Raw genomic sequence first — 15,037 nt, forward strand, 5'->3', positions numbered from 1 at the left:
CTTCTAGTTGTTCTGCGACCCTGTGGGAGCGAGCCTGCTCGCGAAGGCGTCGTATCAGACGACATCAATGTTGAATGTGCCGTCCCCTTCGCGAGCAAGCTCGCTCCCACATGGGTGGGTGTTAGAAACTCATGTCCACCTTGGTCCAGAGCGTGCGCCCCGGTTCATTGACCGCTTGCGGGTCATTGGCGGGGTAGCCGAACCCGGCGTTGCCCGCCAGGTTCAGGTGTTCGGCGTAAGCCTTGCCGAACAGGTTGTCGACGCCGCTGCTGACCTTCCAGTGCTTGTTGATCCGATAGGCACCGTTGAGTGAGAACACGCCGAAGCCCGAACTCTTGTCGTAATCCTTGCCGACCACGTTGCCTTTGTTCTGGTCGATACGGTTTTGCGCGGCAACCACCCTCCACAGTGCGCCAGCGCTCCAGTTGTCTTCGGTATAGGTCAGACCGAAGCGTGCATCCATTGGCGGCATTTGCGGCAGGGCCGAACCGTCGCTGCTGTTCTTGCCCCAGGCGTAGGCCAGGGTCGCATCGGCTTTCCAGTGGTCGGTAAGTCTGTACGCGGCACCGAGTTCACCGCCCATGATCCGCGCGTCGATGTTCTCGGCGCGCGAGGTGCTCATGCCCATCATTCCCGGGGTGTAGTCGAAGAGGATGTAATCGCGCACCACGCCGATATAGCCCGAGGCCCAGGCTTCGAGGTCGGCGCTCTTGTAGTTCACGCCAAAGTCGAACTGGGTAGTCTTTTCCGGTTTGATCGAATCGAACGCATTGACCGATCCGGCCGGGCCGGACTTGGGCGAAAACAGCTCCCAATAATCCGGAAAGCGCTGTGCATGACCGAGGCCTGCATAGAGCGTGGTCGGACTGTCGGCGAGATCATGCTCGTAGCGGATGAACCCGCTAGGCAGGGTGTCGGCGCGGGTGTCGTCGGCGGTCGGGTTCGGGCGGGACATCATTCCCGAACCGGTGGTTTGCCGGTAATCCTTGGCCGAAGCACGGTCGACGCGGGCACCGCTGATCAGCCGGTCACGGTCGGCGGCGTACCAGGTCATTTCGCTGAATACGCCGTAGTTATGGAAATCAGCGTCCTTGGTGTACGGCTGATCCTTGTAGGTATCGATGCCCATGCCGCTGCGCTGGCGGTGCTCGTTGGTCTGCGCGTCGAGGCCAGTGATCAACTGGATATCAGCCCAGCGCCACGTCGCTTTGATCCGTGCGCCGAGGGTGCGACGGTCGACGTTGGACGCCATGGGCCCGGCCATCATCCCGGTGCCGGACGGCGTGCGCAGGGTGTAGTTGTCCATCACGTGGTCGGCGTAGTTGTAGTAGACCTGCGCTTCGAGTTTCTCCAGCACGTCAGTGATGTTGGATTTCTCGAAACGCAGGCCGAGGCTTTCACGCAGGAACTGCGAGCCGTCCATGCCGCGTCCGGCGTAGCGCGCTTCGCCATCGCCCTTGCCGGCGGTGAGTTCGATCAAGGTGTCGGCGTCCGGGGTCCAACCGATCGCGATGTCACCGTTCCACTTGTCGTAGCGCGAGGCGACGATGTCGTTGTTGCCGTCACGGTAATCGTCGGAATGCGCAGTGTTGCCGATCACCCGCACGTAGCCCAACGGCCCGCCGGCAGCGGCGTCGACGACCTTGTCGAAGCGTCCGTGAGAGCCGGCGAGAATGCTCGCGTTCACACGGGTGCCGAGTTCGCCGAAGCTCTCCGGTTCACGATCGAACAGCACCGTACCCGCCGACGCGCCCGGGCCATACAGCACGGTTTGCGGGCCTTTGATCACGGTGAGTTTGTCGTAGGTTTCCGGCGAGATGTACGAAGTCGGCGCGTCCATTCGGCCGGGGCAGGCGCCGAGCATCATACTGCCATTGGTGAGGATGTTCAGGCGTGAGCCGAACATGCCGCGCAGCACCGGATCACCGTTGGTGCCGCCATTGCGTACTAGCGCAAAACCCGGAATGGTCTTCAGATAATCGCCACCGTCGCTGGCCGGCACCGGTTGGCGCGGGTCTTTTGGATTGGTGACGATGGTCAGCGGCGAGCTCGGCGCAATTGCGGTGATCACCGTCGGGCTCAGTTCTTCCTGGTGACTGGCGTGATCATCGGCCAGCACCAGCGGGGACAGCAGGACGCCGCAAAGGACGGCGGTAGCGTGCCTGAAGCGAATCCGCGATTCGTTCAAAGCGAAGGACGCCGGGGCACAGCCCGAGCGTGGAACAGCAGCAAACCTGGACATGACAATTTCCATCAAACAGTCGTAAACGACACGGCCGGCAGCCTGAAGCTGTCTTCTCAACCGTGTGCAATCAAAGGTGCGTGTTTACGCTGCGATGGGCGGGGCGCGACTGCGGGCTCCGGGGAAGAAGGGTTGCCGGGCGTGGCCCAGGCGCGGGGAGGGCGGGGTGAAGGTGTTCAGCGGCAGGATATTGAAGGCAACGAAATCGCCACCGCCGGTCAGCGCCGGGCAATTGAACAGCAGGCTGCAGTAGCCGCACTTTTCCCAGAGCACGTGGTGCGAGGATTGTGGCGGGCAGTGTTCAGCGGAAGGCTTGGCGTCATGGCCCGAGTGATCCATGCCGGGCATGTCCATCGACATGTCCATGCTCATCGGCATGGAAGTCGAGGCGTGTTGATCCATCGGCATCGACTGAGAAATCAGTGGGCCGATGAAAATCATCAACATGGCGAACAGGGCGATCCAGCTGCCGCCGGTCAGGTATTGAGTCTGACGGCGTTGCCGGGAGGGCCTGGCGCTCAGCGGGCGCATGGGCGGAGTCTGCCGGAAGGCTTACTGGGCGTGCGCGTGGGCCTGCGTGGTTTCCGGTGGCTTCTTCTGCACCGAGACTTCGACGGTGACGTCACCGGCCTTCTCGAAATGCATCGTCAGCGGGAAGCGTTTGCCGTCGCTGAGCAGGCTGCGATCAGTCGGGTTGAGCAGCATCACGTGATAGGCCATCGGCGCAAACGTCACGTTGCCGCCGGCCGGAATGGCCACGCTTGGCACTTGTTGCATCTTCATCAGATCGCCCTGCATCACGTGCTCGTGCAGTTGCGCTTCAGGAGCAATCGGCGAGTCGACGCTGAGCAGGCGGTCGTCAGTCTTGCCTGCGTTGTGAATGATGAAGTAGGCGGCGATCGTTGGCGCATTCGGCGGCAACTCTTGCGACCACGGATGAGCGATTTCCAGCTCGCCCGCCTTGTATTCGTGAGCATGGGCAAAGCACGCCGGCAACAGCAGCGCAGCGACGATGATGAGTTTGTTCAACATGGCAGTTCTCCAGAACGATTTGAAACGCAGGTCAATTGCGCGAACAAATCAAACCAGAGGGGAGGCGCGGGGATTGAGGCTTGGCCATTGCTGGCGCGGAGTAGGTGTTTGCAGTGAGGCGGGCGCGACGCTGCGATTGCTTTCGTAGCGGGCGAAATACAGCTGCGGCGAATGCCCTGGCAGCGCCACCAAGGGCGCCGAGCCTGAGCAACACCAGCAATGCTGCATGTTCGAATGTGTATCGTTGGCCGGGGCTTTTTGATCGGTGGTGCCGATGTTGATCGCCACCATCTTCGTCCCGCTGCCGGTGCAGAAACTGCTCCAGAGCAACTGTTCGGCCGGTGAACTGGCCGCCTGCGCCATCGCCCCGGTCATCGGCATGGCGAGCATGTTGAACAGCACTGCAAAGCAGGCGATCCAGGCAATTGCTAGCCGGTGTCGGTTCATGGGACAGATCCATTGGGTGGGCGATCAGGCGCGGCTATTTAGCCTGATCAGGGCCGATAAGTAAAAAAGCGTCGTGCGGTTTGGTGTCGCAGCGCTTCCTGCAAGAGCTTGAGAAGCCTGCGCCCCAGCTCGATTTCGCCGTTATAAATGAGTGTAGCGGCTTCGATTCGCATTGCCTGGGCGAAATTCGAGTCGCTTTCTATTCGTGCACGAATGGTCTGCTTGACGTCTCGAAGTGCTACCCGGTTGAGCTGCCCATCACCCGAGTCTTCGATTTCACAGCCCTTGATGTATTCGCTAAGATCGACAGGTGTTTTTAGGTAATCCTTGACGTCGAAACGGGAGAATTTATCTGACATTGAATGTGTACGCCCTTGGAATCAAAGACGTTGAGCGTAGAGGTGGACACTGACTGCCGATAGTCAGCGATTCGCTAAGTTGTTGTGGGCAGTGTCCGGCGCGTTTGTAGGATTAAAGTCAGATATCCGGCCGAGCCCGTGACATTGTGGGAGCGAGCCTGCTCGCGAAAGCGGTGGGTCAGGCAATGATGTGCGGACTTTGCCGACGTCTTCGCGAGCAGGCTCGCTCCCACACTGGTCGGTGGCGAACACGTAGTCTGTGTACGTCGCGAACCTTGTGGAAGCGGCGGTGCGACGATTCGACTTGCTCGCGAAGGCGTCCGTGAGAACTGCGCTTGTTTTTAGATAAGGTTAAGGGGCGCAAGGGCCATGAGGATTGCGTCGACCGAGGCAAACTCCCGATCAACCCCCGGCAACCCCGGGCGCTTCAACACCAGCACCGGAACCCCACGCTCGCGCGCCACTTCCAGCTTTGGCTCGGTGGCGGTGCTGCCGCTGTTCTTGCTGATCAGCACATCGATCTGCCGTCGCTCGAACAGCGCACGCTCATCCTCCAGCAGAAACGGCCCACGGGCGCCGATCACTTCGCAGCGTTCGTTGCCGGGATAAACGTCGAGGGCGCGCAGGGTCCAGAACTGCTCGGAGGGGATTTCGTCGAGGTGTTGCAGCGGTTCGCGGCCAAGGGTGAACAAGGGGCGATGGAAGGGTTTGAGGGCAGTGATCAGCTCGGCCCAGTCACCAACTTCGCGCCAATCATCACCCGGCTGCGGCTGCCACGCCGGACGGCGCAATGCCCAGCAGGGTATGCCGGACAGTCGCGCGGCGGTCGCGACGTTCTGGCTGATCTGTGCGGCATAGGGATGCGTGGCGTCGAGCAGCAGATCGATGCCTTCGTCATGAATGAATTGCGCCAGACCTTCGGCACCGCCATAACCACCGACGCGCACCTGACAGCTCAGATCGGTCGGCACCCGGCCAACACCGGCGAGGCTATAGATATGCTGCGGCCCCAGCGTGCGAGCAATCGCCAGCGCTTCCGTCACGCCGCCGAGCAGCAAAATCCGTTTCATGCAAAACCTCCGGCATGCCCGACAATCCCACCTTGACGATCAATCGCAAACACCTCGACCTGCACCTGCGCGGGCACCACGCTGCGGGCGAAATTCAACGCATGTCGACAGACTTCATCGCCGAGGGCGATCCCCGCCGCACTGGACATGGCCAGCGCCTGCTGACTGGTATTGGCTTCACGAATGCCTTGCTGCAACGCCTCATCCGCGCCAATCGCCGCCGCCCACTCCGCCAGTTGCGGCAAATCAATACTGGAATGCCGCGAATGCAAATCCATGTGCCCGGCCGCCAGTTTGCTGATCTTGCCGAAACCGCCGCACAGGCTGAGTTTATCCACAGGTACTTTGCGCAAATGCTTGAGCACCGCGCCGACGAAGTCGCCCATTTCGATCAGGGCGATTTCCGGCAGGTTATAGACCCGGCGCATGGTGTCTTCGCTGGCGTTGCCGGTACAGGCAGCGATGTGCAGGTAGCCGTTGGTTTTCGCCACATCGATGCCCTGATGAATCGAGGCGATATAGGCCGCGCAAGAGAACGGCCGGACGATGCCGCTGGTGCCGAGGATCGATAATCCACCGAGGATGCCCAGTCGCGGATTCATGGTTTTCAGCGCCAGCGCTTCGCCGCCCTCGACGTTGACGGTGACGTCGAAGCCGCCGCCGTAACCGGTCTCGGCAGCGAGCAGCGTCAGGTGGTCGCTGATCATTTTGCGCGGCACCGGGTTGATCGCCGGTTCGCCGACACCCAGCACCAGCCCCGGCCGAGTCACGGTGCCCACGCCGGAACCGGCATTGAAGCGAATTCCCGGTTCGGCCATTAGCCGTACCCGCGAATAGAGCAGCGCACCGTGGGTCACGTCGGGATCGTCGCCAGCATCCTTGATCGTTCCGGCCTCGGCGCCGTCATCGGTCAGGCGACAGAATTCCAGGCGCATCTGCACTTGTTTGCCTTTGGGCAACACGATCTGCACCGCATCGGCCGACAGCCCGCCGAGCAGCAGGCGTGCGGCGGCGAGGCTGGTGGCGGTGGCGCAGCTGCCGGTGGTCAGGCCGCTACGCAAGGGCGCGGGTTGTTCGGCGGTTTCGTCACGCATCGAGGGGTTTGACCAGATCGAGCAAAGTGATTGGCAGCGCCTGCCGCCAGGTATCGAACTCGCCAAGTGGCTGCGCGTGGGCGACATGGATGCGCGTCAGTTCGCCGCCGAAGCGCTCGCGCCAGTTCATCAGGGCCACTTCGCTTTGCAGGGTCACCGCGTTGGCGACCAGACGGCCACCGGGCTTCAGGTGTTCCCAACAGGTTTCGAAGACGCCCTCTCGGGTCACGCCGCCGCCGATGAAAATCGCGTCCGGGCGTTCCAGTCCGTCCAGCGCCTGCGGCGCCTTGCCGCAAATCAATTGCAGGCCGGGCACGCCCAAGGCATCGCGGTTGTGCTCGATCAATTGCTGACGGCCATCATCGGCCTCGATGGCCAAGGCGCGGCAACTCGGGTGCGCGCGCATCCACTCGATACCGATCGAACCGCAGCCGGCGCCGACATCCCAAAGCAATTGACCGGGGGTCGGGGCGAGGCGGGCGAGGGTGATGGCGCGCACATCGCGTTTGGTCAGTTGGCCGTCATGCTGGAAGGCCGAGTCGGGCAGCCCGGCCAAACGTGACAGGCGCGGAGCCTGTGCGTCGGCCAGGCATTCGATGGCGATGACATTGAGGTCTGCTATCGGCGCGTCGTCCCAAGCGTCGGCGCTGCTGTCGATGCGCCGCTCGGCGTCACCGCCCAGATGCTCGAGAACACTCATGCGACTCGAACCGAAACCGCGCTCGCGCAGCAACGTCGCGACTGCCGCCGGACTCTGACCGTCGTTGCTCAACAGCAACAGCCGCACGCCACTGAACAATTGCGCATTGAGCGCCGCCAGTGGCCGGGCCACCAGCGACAGCGTCACCACGTCCTGCAACGGCCAGCCAAGACGCGCGGCGGCCAGCGAACAGGACGACGGTGCCGGCAGGATCAGCATTTCCTCGCTCGGCACCTGGCGGGCAAGGCTGGCACCGACGCCGAAGAACATCGGGTCACCGCTGGCCAGCACACACACTGCTTCGCCACGTTGCTCCAGCACCGGCGCGAGAGAAAACGGGCTCGGCCACAACTGCCGCTCACCGCGAATACACACCGGCAGCAAATCCAGTTGACGCTGGCCACCGACGATCCGCGAGGCGCCCATCAGGGCACGCCGGGCGTTTTTGCCCAGGCCTTTAAAGCCATCCTCAGTTACGCCTACAACTGTTAGCCAAGGGGTCATGCCGTTCCTCGATTACGCGCTTGTCTTTGCGGATCAACATGATAACGCGACGCCAGTGAACTGACTGCAATAACTTTCATAGAGTGACGGAAATGAAATGTCCATATTGTTTTTTTCAAGGTTGTCAGTGGGTTGTTAGTTTGTTGTGGTTTGGCCATTTCGGAGAATGGCATGACACTTCTGGTGTGCAGTTATAAATATAATGAAAGTAATCGAATGAGGTGTTTCATGGTGGAAGTTTACAGTGGGTCGGGCTTGTTGCCTGATGAAGGCTGCTCGGCAGTGATGGGAAGTAATCTCCTGTCGTTCTTTTCTGACGTGACGAAGGAGGACAAGCGATTTATAAAAAATAGCATGCGTTGGGCTGAATGCGAGGCTGATCTTCGCTTCAATAGAAGGCGAGAATCTGCTGCCTGGTTTGAACATTACTCAGGCGTCATGTGGTCTGTTGGTTGGAGTCTGGACCACGCCCCTGTGATCGTTTCAGACAGAAATTTTTCCGGTGACATTCTGCAAGTGTGGGAAAAGTCTTTGTCTATGCAACTAAGTCGGGAAAAGCTCAAGAGAATGAAAGAAACCTTTCAATCGCTTGAGCTTGATTTGAACGGCACCGATGTGTTCACCAGCAGCACGCAAAAAACGGGGGATTTTCGCTTCTCTCCCGCTGGTTATAATCTTCATAAGGAGCTGGAGATCGTTATCAGCAATGTACGTCTGTTAAGTTCTGAATGGGTGTCCACCTATTTGTTCTGGAAAATAAAACACGAAGGTTCGCAGCTGGATATTCAGTCCAGGCGCTTTGTCATCACGCCGGGGCAGATCAATAAATACCGCGAGCAGTTAAATCTGGCTGTAATCGAAAGACGGTTGAGAGAAGTCGAGTTGGCGAGATAGTCTTGAAGTGTTCTTGTTTGAAGGGTTGTTTGAAATTTATTGAATAATGTCCGAGTTGAATATTTTGTTGGTAGTGGATAATTTGCTCTGGTGCCATGAGGGCGCATTAATAATTGAAGGAGTATTATTGTGAATGATGTAAATGAAAAAGTGATGTCCGCTGCTGAGCGTATTGCCGCGATTGAAGAGTGCAATGCATTTATTGGCGCGCAACCCATTTTGAGATCGCGAGCTGCCCGTGTCGGTGTTGAATTGCCTATCGATAAGGATGAGTTGAACGCAGCTATTATGGGAGCGGGTATTGCCGGCTTTGATGCGAGTATGTCCAAGCGTAGTAAGCGAATTGTCAAAAACTCTTATATGTACGCCGACCTTGCAGCGTTATTTAAATTCCCCGCGGCTAGCCAAAAAGAGCAGCGTTACGACGAGTTCCTGCGGCTGATGAAACTGGCGGGTTGGTTTCCTTTCAGCAGCCCCTATAACCGTTATGAAGCCGGGTCGGCGAAAGTGACAATGGACAATATCGCTTTGTCGCTTATTCATAGTGCCGTGGGCGCTGCTGTCGGCCAAGGCCAGGCGGCATTGAAAGTGCTTTCGACGGTGGCGGACTCGACCATGGAAGCGCTGAAGAAAGAACCGGAAGCACTGGTGCTTTTTGAGAAGAACTCTAAAAAAGCCGAAGGTGGAAACTTCTGCCTGACAAGTTCCAAAGAGGATGCAGATGGCGCGATCACGATGGCGGTGGCTGCTGTGCAGTATTTTGCCAAAGCTCAGCAGACCAAGGTGTTGTTTGTAGAGTGGGTACCTACCGACGTGCAGATTTACAATGCTGCCGCCACGATGGAGATTGAAGAGGAAGACTATCTGATTGCAGAGCCACTGATCGTGAAGGCACTGACCGCGCAGCGCGAAAAAGCACTCACCATGGAGTTTGGCAAAAGCGCCTGAACTTGATTAAAGCCAGAGGTCTGAACCTCTGGCTTTTTAGGGAGTTGCAAATGAGTCGAGATCCGAGTTGTTCAGCTTTCGTATGTGGCTGCGCGTTGGTGCTGGTGGCCGACGATTTATCGAGTCAGGAGCGTCAGGATGCACTGGATGCGCTGCTTTATTCGCAAACGGCCGCGTCCCGTAAAGTGTTGGAGCTTTCTGCAGTGGAGTCGTGGGCGCATGCCAATAAGATGGCGATGAGAGTGGCGGGTGCGGTGCTGGCAGATGATCGAGAGATCAACGTTCCCTTGTCAGCGTCAGGGGCATTTACATTGTTGGAAATAGTGCAGGAAATAAACAATTCCTCGGAGCCTCCAATAAAAATCCCCGGTGGGCACTGGATGTCAGCTTTGAAACTGGAGGAAACGTCGCCGACCCTTGACGTACTTCAGAAGCATGTCGTTCATGAAGGCAGATGGATAAGATTCATGTTCGCTGTTTTTTCTCCAGGAATCACCATTACTACGGTTGTTATCTCTTTTGAATGCTCCGAGATTATGGGTACGAATATTTTTCAACACCGTTTCAGCGCGGACGAAGTAGTGGGTAACATTTCCGTCTCTACCAGCACGGCCCTTATGGATGGCGATGACTATGATTTCTCCCGGGCAACGGTGATCTCCTTGCTCGGTGAGCGGCGTCACGAGCAAATCATCGCCTTGACTTGAAAGCCGTCACACCTGCGGCGGTAGAGGAATGAGGTTTGTCCGCCGGAAAGCATTCCGACGGGCAGACTTTTCATGCCAGCGGACAAAGCAGGCATAATACCGCGCCTTCGCCCGCGAAGCGCCTTTCCCACGCAGCCGGTCAGCCCCTTGAACGAACGCCCGATGTCCACCGCTTTACGTCCCTCGGCCTGTCCGGGGTTGCTGCGTATCGTCCAGGCACTGGATGGTGGTATCTGTCGGATCAAGCTCAATGGCGGGTCGATCAGTGCCGATCAGGCTGATGCAGTGGCCGATGCAGCCGAACAGTTCGGCGGGGCTATCGAAGCGACCAACCGCGCCAATCTGCAGATTCGTGGGATCGGCCCGCAGTCTGTTGCGCTGATTGACCGCTTGCTCGCCGCCGGTCTCGGCCCGCGCACGGCGGCCGCTGACGATGTGCGCAACCTGATGCTCAGCCCCGCTGCCGGGATTGATCGGCAGATGCACTTCGACACCCGGCCCCTCGCCGAACAGATCCTCGACACGCTGCAAAGCCATCCCCGTTTCCACGAGCTGAGCGCCAAGTCCGCCGTGCAACTGGATGGCGGCGAAGCGCTGGCGATGCTTGAGCACCCCCATGACCTGTGGTTGTCAGCATTCGAGCGTGAGGGTGAAGTGTTACTGGCGTTCGGTCTGGCCGGCTGCCCGACGGATCGCGCGATCGGCGCGGTGTCGCTGGAACACGGCCATGCACTGGTGGTTGCGGTGCTGGAATTGTTTCTTGAGTCGGCGCGTCCCGAGCAGACGCGCATGCGCCATTTGCTCGACGAATTGCCGATACCAGCGTTTCTCGAACAACTGAGCGCGCGACTGCCGATCAATACGATCGGCCAATGGCAGCGCACAGCCGTTGCGGACGATCTGCACATCGGCGTTCATCCACAGAATACGGCGGGTCAGGTGTACATCGGTGCGGTGCCGGCGCTGGGCCGTCTCGATCCGGCGATGCTGCGCGGGGCGGCGCGACTGGCCCGCCAGTTCGGCAATGGCAGCTTGCGTTTCACACCTTGGCAAAGCCTGCTGCTGCCGGATGTCAAAGCAAGCGATGCGGCTCAAGTGATCGAGGGACTTGAACAACTGAACCTGTTGACCCGCGCTGCCGAACCCCTGGCACGCCTGATCGCCTGCACCGGCTCCAATGGCTGCGGCAAAGGCCTGGCCGACACCAAGCAGGACGCGCGTCATCTGGCGACGTTGCTGCCCTCGGCCCTCAACGTCCACCTCAGCGGCTGCACGCGCTCTTGCGCCGCTGCCCACTGTGCCCCGGTGACGTTGCTGGCCGTCAGTCCCGGTCATTACGACCTCTATTTTCGCGATGCAACGCTGCCGGGTTTCGGCGCGCTGCACGCACGCAACCTTACTATTGAAGCGGCCGCGACCCTGCTCGCCGCCCGCTCTCGGAGCCCCATTGATGCTTGATTACATCCGCGATGGTCAGGAGATTTATCGCAACTCCTTCGCGATCATTCGCAGCGAAGCCAATCTGGCGCGCATCCCGGCCGATCTGGAGAAACTCGCGGTGCGGGTGATCCACGCCTGCGGCATGGTCGAAGCCGTCGACGGTCTGCAGTTCTCCGAGGGTGCGGGCAAGGCCGGGCGCGATGCGCTGGCGGCCGGTGCGCCGATCCTCTGTGACGCGCGGATGGTCTCCGAAGGCGTGACCCGTGCACGCCTGCCGGCCAACAATGAAGTGATCTGCACACTGCGCGACGACAGCGTGCCGGAACTGGCCCGCGAGTTGGGCAACACCCGTTCTGCTGCCGCGCTGGAGCTGTGGCGTCCGCATCTGGAAGGCAGCGTCGTGGTAATCGGCAACGCGCCGACCGCACTGTTCTATCTGCTGGAAATGCTTGATGCCGGCGCCCCGAAACCGGCGTTGATTCTTGGTTTTCCGGTCGGCTTCGTCGGCGCTGCCGAATCGAAGGCCGCACTGGCCGCCGACAGCCGTGGCGTACCGTTCGTGATCATGCAGGGTCGCCTCGGTGGCAGCGCCATGGCCGCCGCCGCCGTTAACGCCCTCGCCACGGAGATCGAATGATGCAGGCCAAAGGACGTTTGATTGGCCTGGGCGTCGGCCCGGGGGATCCGGAATTGATTACCGTCAAAGCCCTGCGCCTGCTGCGCGAGTCGCCGGTGGTGGCGTACTTCGTCGCCAAGGGCAAAAAGGGCAATGCGTTCGGCATCATCGAGGCGCACCTGCAAGAGGCACAGAACCTGTTGCCGCTGGTCTACCCGGTGACCACCGAAGCGCTGCCGGCGCCGCTCTCCTACGAGCAAGTCATCAGCGATTTCTACGATGAGGCCGCCGAGACGGTGGCCGCGCATCTGGATGCCGGTCGCGATGTCGCGGTGATCTGTGAAGGTGATCCGTTCTTCTACGGTTCCTACATGTACCTGCACGATCGCCTCGCCACCCGCTATGAAGCCCAAGTGGTGCCGGGCGTCTGCTCGATGCTCGGTGGCGCTTCGGTGCTGGGCGCGCCGCTGGTGTATCGCAATCAGAGCCTGTCGGTGCTCTCCGGCGTGTTGCCCCATGAAGAATTGAAACGCCGACTGGCCGACGCCGACGCGGCGGTGATCATGAAGCTGGGGCGCAACTTCCCGAAAGTGCGTCAGGTGCTTGAAGAACTCGGTCTGGCCGAGCGCGCGCTGTACGTCGAGCGTGCGACCATGGCCAATCAGAAGATCGTGCCGATGGATCAGGTCGAGCCGATGTCGTCGCCGTACTTCTCGCTGATCATCGTGCCAGGCGAACGGTGGCAAGGCTGATGACTCAATCCACCCCCGCCATCGTCATTCTTGGTCAGGGCAGCCTGGCCACCGCGCGGCGCATTCAGCAGGTCTATCCAGCAGCGCAGATCCACGGCCTCGCCGGGCGCGTCGAAGGCGCCGATTGCACCTATCAGGAATTCGGCGCGACCCTGCGCGCGCTGTATCAGCAGGACACGCCGATCATTGCCCTGTGCGCCGCTGGCATCGTCATCCGCACGCTGGCGCCGCTGTTGCTGGAAAAGGGCGCCGAACCGGCAGTGCTCGCCGTGGCCGAAGACGGCAGCGCCGTAGTGCCATTGTTGGGCGGCCTCGGCGGGGTGAATGTCATGGCGCGAGAGATTGCTGCCGGGCTGCACGTCGCCGCGGCGATCACCACCAGCGGCGAGTTGCGTTTTGGTACGTGCTTGCTCAATCCGCCGAGTGGTTACGCACTGGGCGATCTGGAGCTGGGCAAGCGTTTTGTCTCCGATCTGTTGGCTGGCCACAGTGTGCGCATCGAAGGCGCGGCGCCGTGGCTGGATCAGGCGCAGTTGCCGGAAGATCCGCAGGCACAGCGTTCGATTCATGTCGGCAGTGCCGCGCGCGAAGCGAGTGCCAGTGAGTTACTGATCTATCCACGCAGCGTGGCGGTGGCAGTGAGTGCCGAAACGGCGGACTTGGCGGATGCCGTTCGCAGCGCATTGCAGCAGGCGAAAATTGCCGTGCATTCGCTGGCCTGTCTGCTGGCCAGCGAGACACAAATGGCTTCGCCGCTTTTGCGTGAAGCGGCGCTTGAACTGGGTGTGCCGCTGCGCTTTGTCGCGGCACAAAGCAACCTCGAAACCCTGGCGCATGCCGCAGTGCCAGCGGCAACCGTCCTGATTGGCCACGGCATGGCAATCGCGGTCGCCGAGCAGCCTTTGGAGGTTTGCAGCATTGGCCGGCCACGCGGTCGTCTCGCCGTGATCGGCCTCGGCCCCGGCGCTGCCGAGCTGATGGTGCCGGCGGTAAAAGCCGAACTGGCTCGCGCTACCGATGTGCTCGGTTACGAAACATACGTGCGCATGGCCGGGCCGTTTCGCGACGATCAAGTGCAGCACTGCACCGACAACCGCGAAGAAATGCAACGCGCCCGTCATGCCTTCAGGCTGGCTGCCAAGGGGCGCTCGGTGATCGTTGTGTCCTCGGGCGATCCGGGTGTGTTCGCCATGGCTGCCGCAGTGCTCGAAGCGTTGCACGAGTCGGCCGATCCGGCGTGGCACAGCGTCGATCTGGAAATCCTTCCGGGCGTTTCCGCTTCGCTGGCCACCGCCGCGCAAGCCGGCGCACCGCTGGGCCATGACTTCTGCGTGATGTCGCTGTCGGACAACCTGAAGCCCTGGTCGATCATCGAAAAGCGTCTGGATCTGGCCGCTGAAGCGGATCTGGCCTTGGCGTTCTACAACCCCATCTCCCGCGCGCGGCCATGGCAATTGGGCCGGGCGCTGGAGATTGTCGCGCAGCATCGCACGCCGCAAACACCGGTGGTGTTGGGCCGCGACATCGGTCGGCCCGGCCAGACTCTGCGCACTACGACACTGGGCGCGTTGACCCCGGAGCAAGTGGACATGCGCACCATGGTGCTGATTGGTTCGTCCACCACCTGCACATTTGCGCGTGCCAGCGGCGGTGATTGGGTTTACACGCCGCGCTGGTACGGCGAAAAGCCGCTTTCCTGAGTGCCGAGCCGAGGCAAGTTGTAAATAAGTTGCCTCGGTGTGACATCAAGTCGAACTTCGTTACCGGACGATTAAGTTTAAATTACAGCGGTACATCCGTTGGGAGCGCCGCTTCGTTTGTTTATCGAACGACGGGTCATGCGTCTGTTTGTTACCGAATCATGCGCGGAAGCAACGCGTCTGTTGTTTGATGTTTCTTGGGAAATTATTTGAGTTTTGTGCTTTTTGAAGTTCCCCCGCGGGCAGACTAACTTCGTTGAGGATTCTCTCAACGAATAAAGGATTAAGTCTGATGGGTATCATGGAGCAATATGTTGACGAGTTTAATTTTATTTCGGTCGATGAATACTCCGCGTTAAAGCGTGCATTCAAGGTGTTTTCCGCTTCTGCCGAATATGCAATGTTGGTGGCGCTTTACGAACAGGCCGGCCAAGCCACGAGCCTCGCTGAAAAGCTGCAGGTTGTAGCGCTCTTTCTGGAAAATTTTGAACGCTTGGCAAAGCGTAACTCAGCGCCCGCAATAGCGTTGGTC

15 protein-coding genes are annotated in these 15,037 nt (G+C 60.0%); 7 read left to right on the forward strand and 8 right to left on the reverse strand.

What is annotated here, in order from left to right; genetic code table 11:
* Window positions 1-121: 121 nt before the first annotated feature.
* From ACZ0A4_RS27255 to cbiE, 8 genes are all read right to left on the reverse strand, one after another.
* Window positions 122-2,242: a TonB-dependent copper receptor gene (locus ACZ0A4_RS27255; RefSeq protein ID WP_463577034.1), complete on the reverse strand. Its 2,121-nt coding sequence runs from the start codon at window positions 2,240-2,242 to the stop codon at window positions 122-124.
* 84 nt (window positions 2,243-2,326) lie between these two features.
* The gene (locus ACZ0A4_RS27260) at window positions 2,327-2,773 is read right to left on the reverse strand and encodes a DUF2946 domain-containing protein (protein ID WP_463577035.1); all 447 of its coding nucleotides are present in this window, start codon (window positions 2,771-2,773) and stop codon (window positions 2,327-2,329) included.
* Window positions 2,774-2,794: 21 nt separating this feature from the next.
* A complete protein-coding gene (locus ACZ0A4_RS27265; RefSeq protein WP_463577037.1) occupies window positions 2,795-3,274 on the reverse strand; it encodes a copper chaperone PCu(A)C in 480 nt (159 codons plus the stop codon).
* A gap of 48 nt (window positions 3,275-3,322) precedes the next feature.
* Window positions 3,323-3,721: a DUF2946 domain-containing protein gene (locus ACZ0A4_RS27270; protein ID WP_430947230.1), complete on the reverse strand. Its 399-nt coding sequence runs from the start codon at window positions 3,719-3,721 to the stop codon at window positions 3,323-3,325.
* Between the two features lie 47 nt (window positions 3,722-3,768).
* A complete protein-coding gene (locus ACZ0A4_RS27275; protein ID WP_463577039.1) occupies window positions 3,769-4,080 on the reverse strand; it encodes a hypothetical protein in 312 nt (103 codons plus the stop codon).
* Between the two features lie 341 nt (window positions 4,081-4,421).
* Window positions 4,422-5,150 (reverse strand): cobalt-precorrin-6A reductase, encoded by a 729-nt coding sequence (locus ACZ0A4_RS27280; RefSeq protein WP_463577041.1) that lies wholly within the window; start codon window positions 5,148-5,150, stop codon window positions 4,422-4,424.
* Window positions 5,147-6,244 carry a cobalt-precorrin-5B (C(1))-methyltransferase gene (locus ACZ0A4_RS27285; protein WP_463577043.1) on the reverse strand — a complete coding sequence of 366 codons (1,098 nt, stop codon included), beginning with the start codon at window positions 6,242-6,244 and terminating at the stop codon, window positions 5,147-5,149. Before ACZ0A4_RS27285 ends, ACZ0A4_RS27280 begins: the two co-directional genes overlap by 4 nt.
* Complete coding sequence (gene cbiE, locus ACZ0A4_RS27290) at window positions 6,237-7,448, reverse strand: precorrin-6y C5,15-methyltransferase (decarboxylating) subunit CbiE (protein WP_463577044.1); 1,212 nt, start codon at window positions 7,446-7,448, stop codon at window positions 6,237-6,239. Before cbiE ends, ACZ0A4_RS27285 begins: the two co-directional genes overlap by 8 nt.
* A gap of 228 nt (window positions 7,449-7,676) precedes the next feature.
* Here cbiE and ACZ0A4_RS27295 point away from each other — a divergent pair, with 228 nt between their 5' ends.
* The 7 genes from ACZ0A4_RS27295 to cobJ all read left to right on the forward strand — a co-directional run bounded on the left by ACZ0A4_RS27295 (window position 7,677) and on the right by cobJ (window position 14,505).
* Window positions 7,677-8,342 (forward strand): hypothetical protein, encoded by a 666-nt coding sequence (locus ACZ0A4_RS27295; protein ID WP_463577045.1) that lies wholly within the window; start codon window positions 7,677-7,679, stop codon window positions 8,340-8,342.
* A 129-nt stretch (window positions 8,343-8,471) separates the two neighbouring features.
* Window positions 8,472-9,290 (forward strand): hypothetical protein, encoded by an 819-nt coding sequence (locus tag ACZ0A4_RS27300; RefSeq protein ID WP_463577047.1) that lies wholly within the window; start codon window positions 8,472-8,474, stop codon window positions 9,288-9,290.
* Between the two features lie 50 nt (window positions 9,291-9,340).
* On the forward strand, window positions 9,341-9,997 hold the full coding sequence (locus ACZ0A4_RS27305) for a hypothetical protein (protein ID WP_463577049.1): 657 nt from the start codon (window positions 9,341-9,343) through the stop codon (window positions 9,995-9,997).
* Between the two features lie 162 nt (window positions 9,998-10,159).
* On the forward strand, window positions 10,160-11,455 hold the full coding sequence (cobG, locus tag ACZ0A4_RS27310) for a precorrin-3B synthase (RefSeq protein ID WP_463577051.1): 1,296 nt from the start codon (window positions 10,160-10,162) through the stop codon (window positions 11,453-11,455).
* Entirely contained in the window at window positions 11,448-12,074 is a 627-nt protein-coding gene (locus ACZ0A4_RS27315; protein ID WP_115985456.1) for a precorrin-8X methylmutase, read from the forward strand. The genes cobG and ACZ0A4_RS27315 overlap by 8 nt, the downstream gene beginning before the upstream one ends.
* Window positions 12,071-12,805 carry a precorrin-2 C(20)-methyltransferase gene (locus ACZ0A4_RS27320; protein WP_370872600.1) on the forward strand — a complete coding sequence of 245 codons (735 nt, stop codon included), beginning with the start codon at window positions 12,071-12,073 and terminating at the stop codon, window positions 12,803-12,805. Before ACZ0A4_RS27315 ends, ACZ0A4_RS27320 begins: the two co-directional genes overlap by 4 nt.
* Window positions 12,805-14,505, forward strand: coding sequence for a precorrin-3B C(17)-methyltransferase (gene cobJ, locus ACZ0A4_RS27325; protein ID WP_463577052.1), 1,701 nt, complete (start codon window positions 12,805-12,807; stop codon window positions 14,503-14,505). Before ACZ0A4_RS27320 ends, cobJ begins: the two co-directional genes overlap by 1 nt.
* The last annotated feature ends 532 nt before the right edge of the window (window positions 14,506-15,037 follow it).

It is taken from the genome of Pseudomonas sp. AC172, assembly GCF_979258595.1.

Excerpts from the sequence above, each read along its gene's own strand:
- cobJ (WP_463577052.1), top strand. The coding sequence starts at position 12,805 with ATGACTCAATCCACCCCCGCCATCGTCATTCTTGGTCAGGGCAGCCTG.
- ACZ0A4_RS27280 (WP_463577041.1), bottom strand. The coding sequence starts at position 5,150 with ATGAAACGGATTTTGCTGCTCGGCGGCGTGACGGAAGCGCTGGCGATT.
- ACZ0A4_RS27295 (WP_463577045.1), top strand. The coding sequence starts at position 7,677 with ATGGTGGAAGTTTACAGTGGGTCGGGCTTGTTGCCTGATGAAGGCTGC.
- ACZ0A4_RS27285 (WP_463577043.1), bottom strand. The coding sequence starts at position 6,244 with ATGCGTGACGAAACCGCCGAACAACCCGCGCCCTTGCGTAGCGGCCTG.
- cbiE (WP_463577044.1), bottom strand. The coding sequence starts at position 7,448 with ATGACCCCTTGGCTAACAGTTGTAGGCGTAACTGAGGATGGCTTTAAA.
- ACZ0A4_RS27260 (WP_463577035.1), bottom strand. The coding sequence starts at position 2,773 with ATGCGCCCGCTGAGCGCCAGGCCCTCCCGGCAACGCCGTCAGACTCAA.
- ACZ0A4_RS27255 (WP_463577034.1), bottom strand. The coding sequence starts at position 2,242 with ATGTCCAGGTTTGCTGCTGTTCCACGCTCGGGCTGTGCCCCGGCGTCC.
- ACZ0A4_RS27275 (WP_463577039.1), bottom strand. The coding sequence starts at position 4,080 with ATGTCAGATAAATTCTCCCGTTTCGACGTCAAGGATTACCTAAAAACA.
- ACZ0A4_RS27305 (WP_463577049.1), top strand. The coding sequence starts at position 9,341 with ATGAGTCGAGATCCGAGTTGTTCAGCTTTCGTATGTGGCTGCGCGTTG.
- ACZ0A4_RS27320 (WP_370872600.1), top strand. The coding sequence starts at position 12,071 with ATGATGCAGGCCAAAGGACGTTTGATTGGCCTGGGCGTCGGCCCGGGG.
- ACZ0A4_RS27265 (WP_463577037.1), bottom strand. The coding sequence starts at position 3,274 with ATGTTGAACAAACTCATCATCGTCGCTGCGCTGCTGTTGCCGGCGTGC.
- ACZ0A4_RS27315 (WP_115985456.1), top strand. The coding sequence starts at position 11,448 with ATGCTTGATTACATCCGCGATGGTCAGGAGATTTATCGCAACTCCTTC.
- ACZ0A4_RS27270 (WP_430947230.1), bottom strand. The coding sequence starts at position 3,721 with ATGAACCGACACCGGCTAGCAATTGCCTGGATCGCCTGCTTTGCAGTG.
- cobG (WP_463577051.1), top strand. The coding sequence starts at position 10,160 with ATGTCCACCGCTTTACGTCCCTCGGCCTGTCCGGGGTTGCTGCGTATC.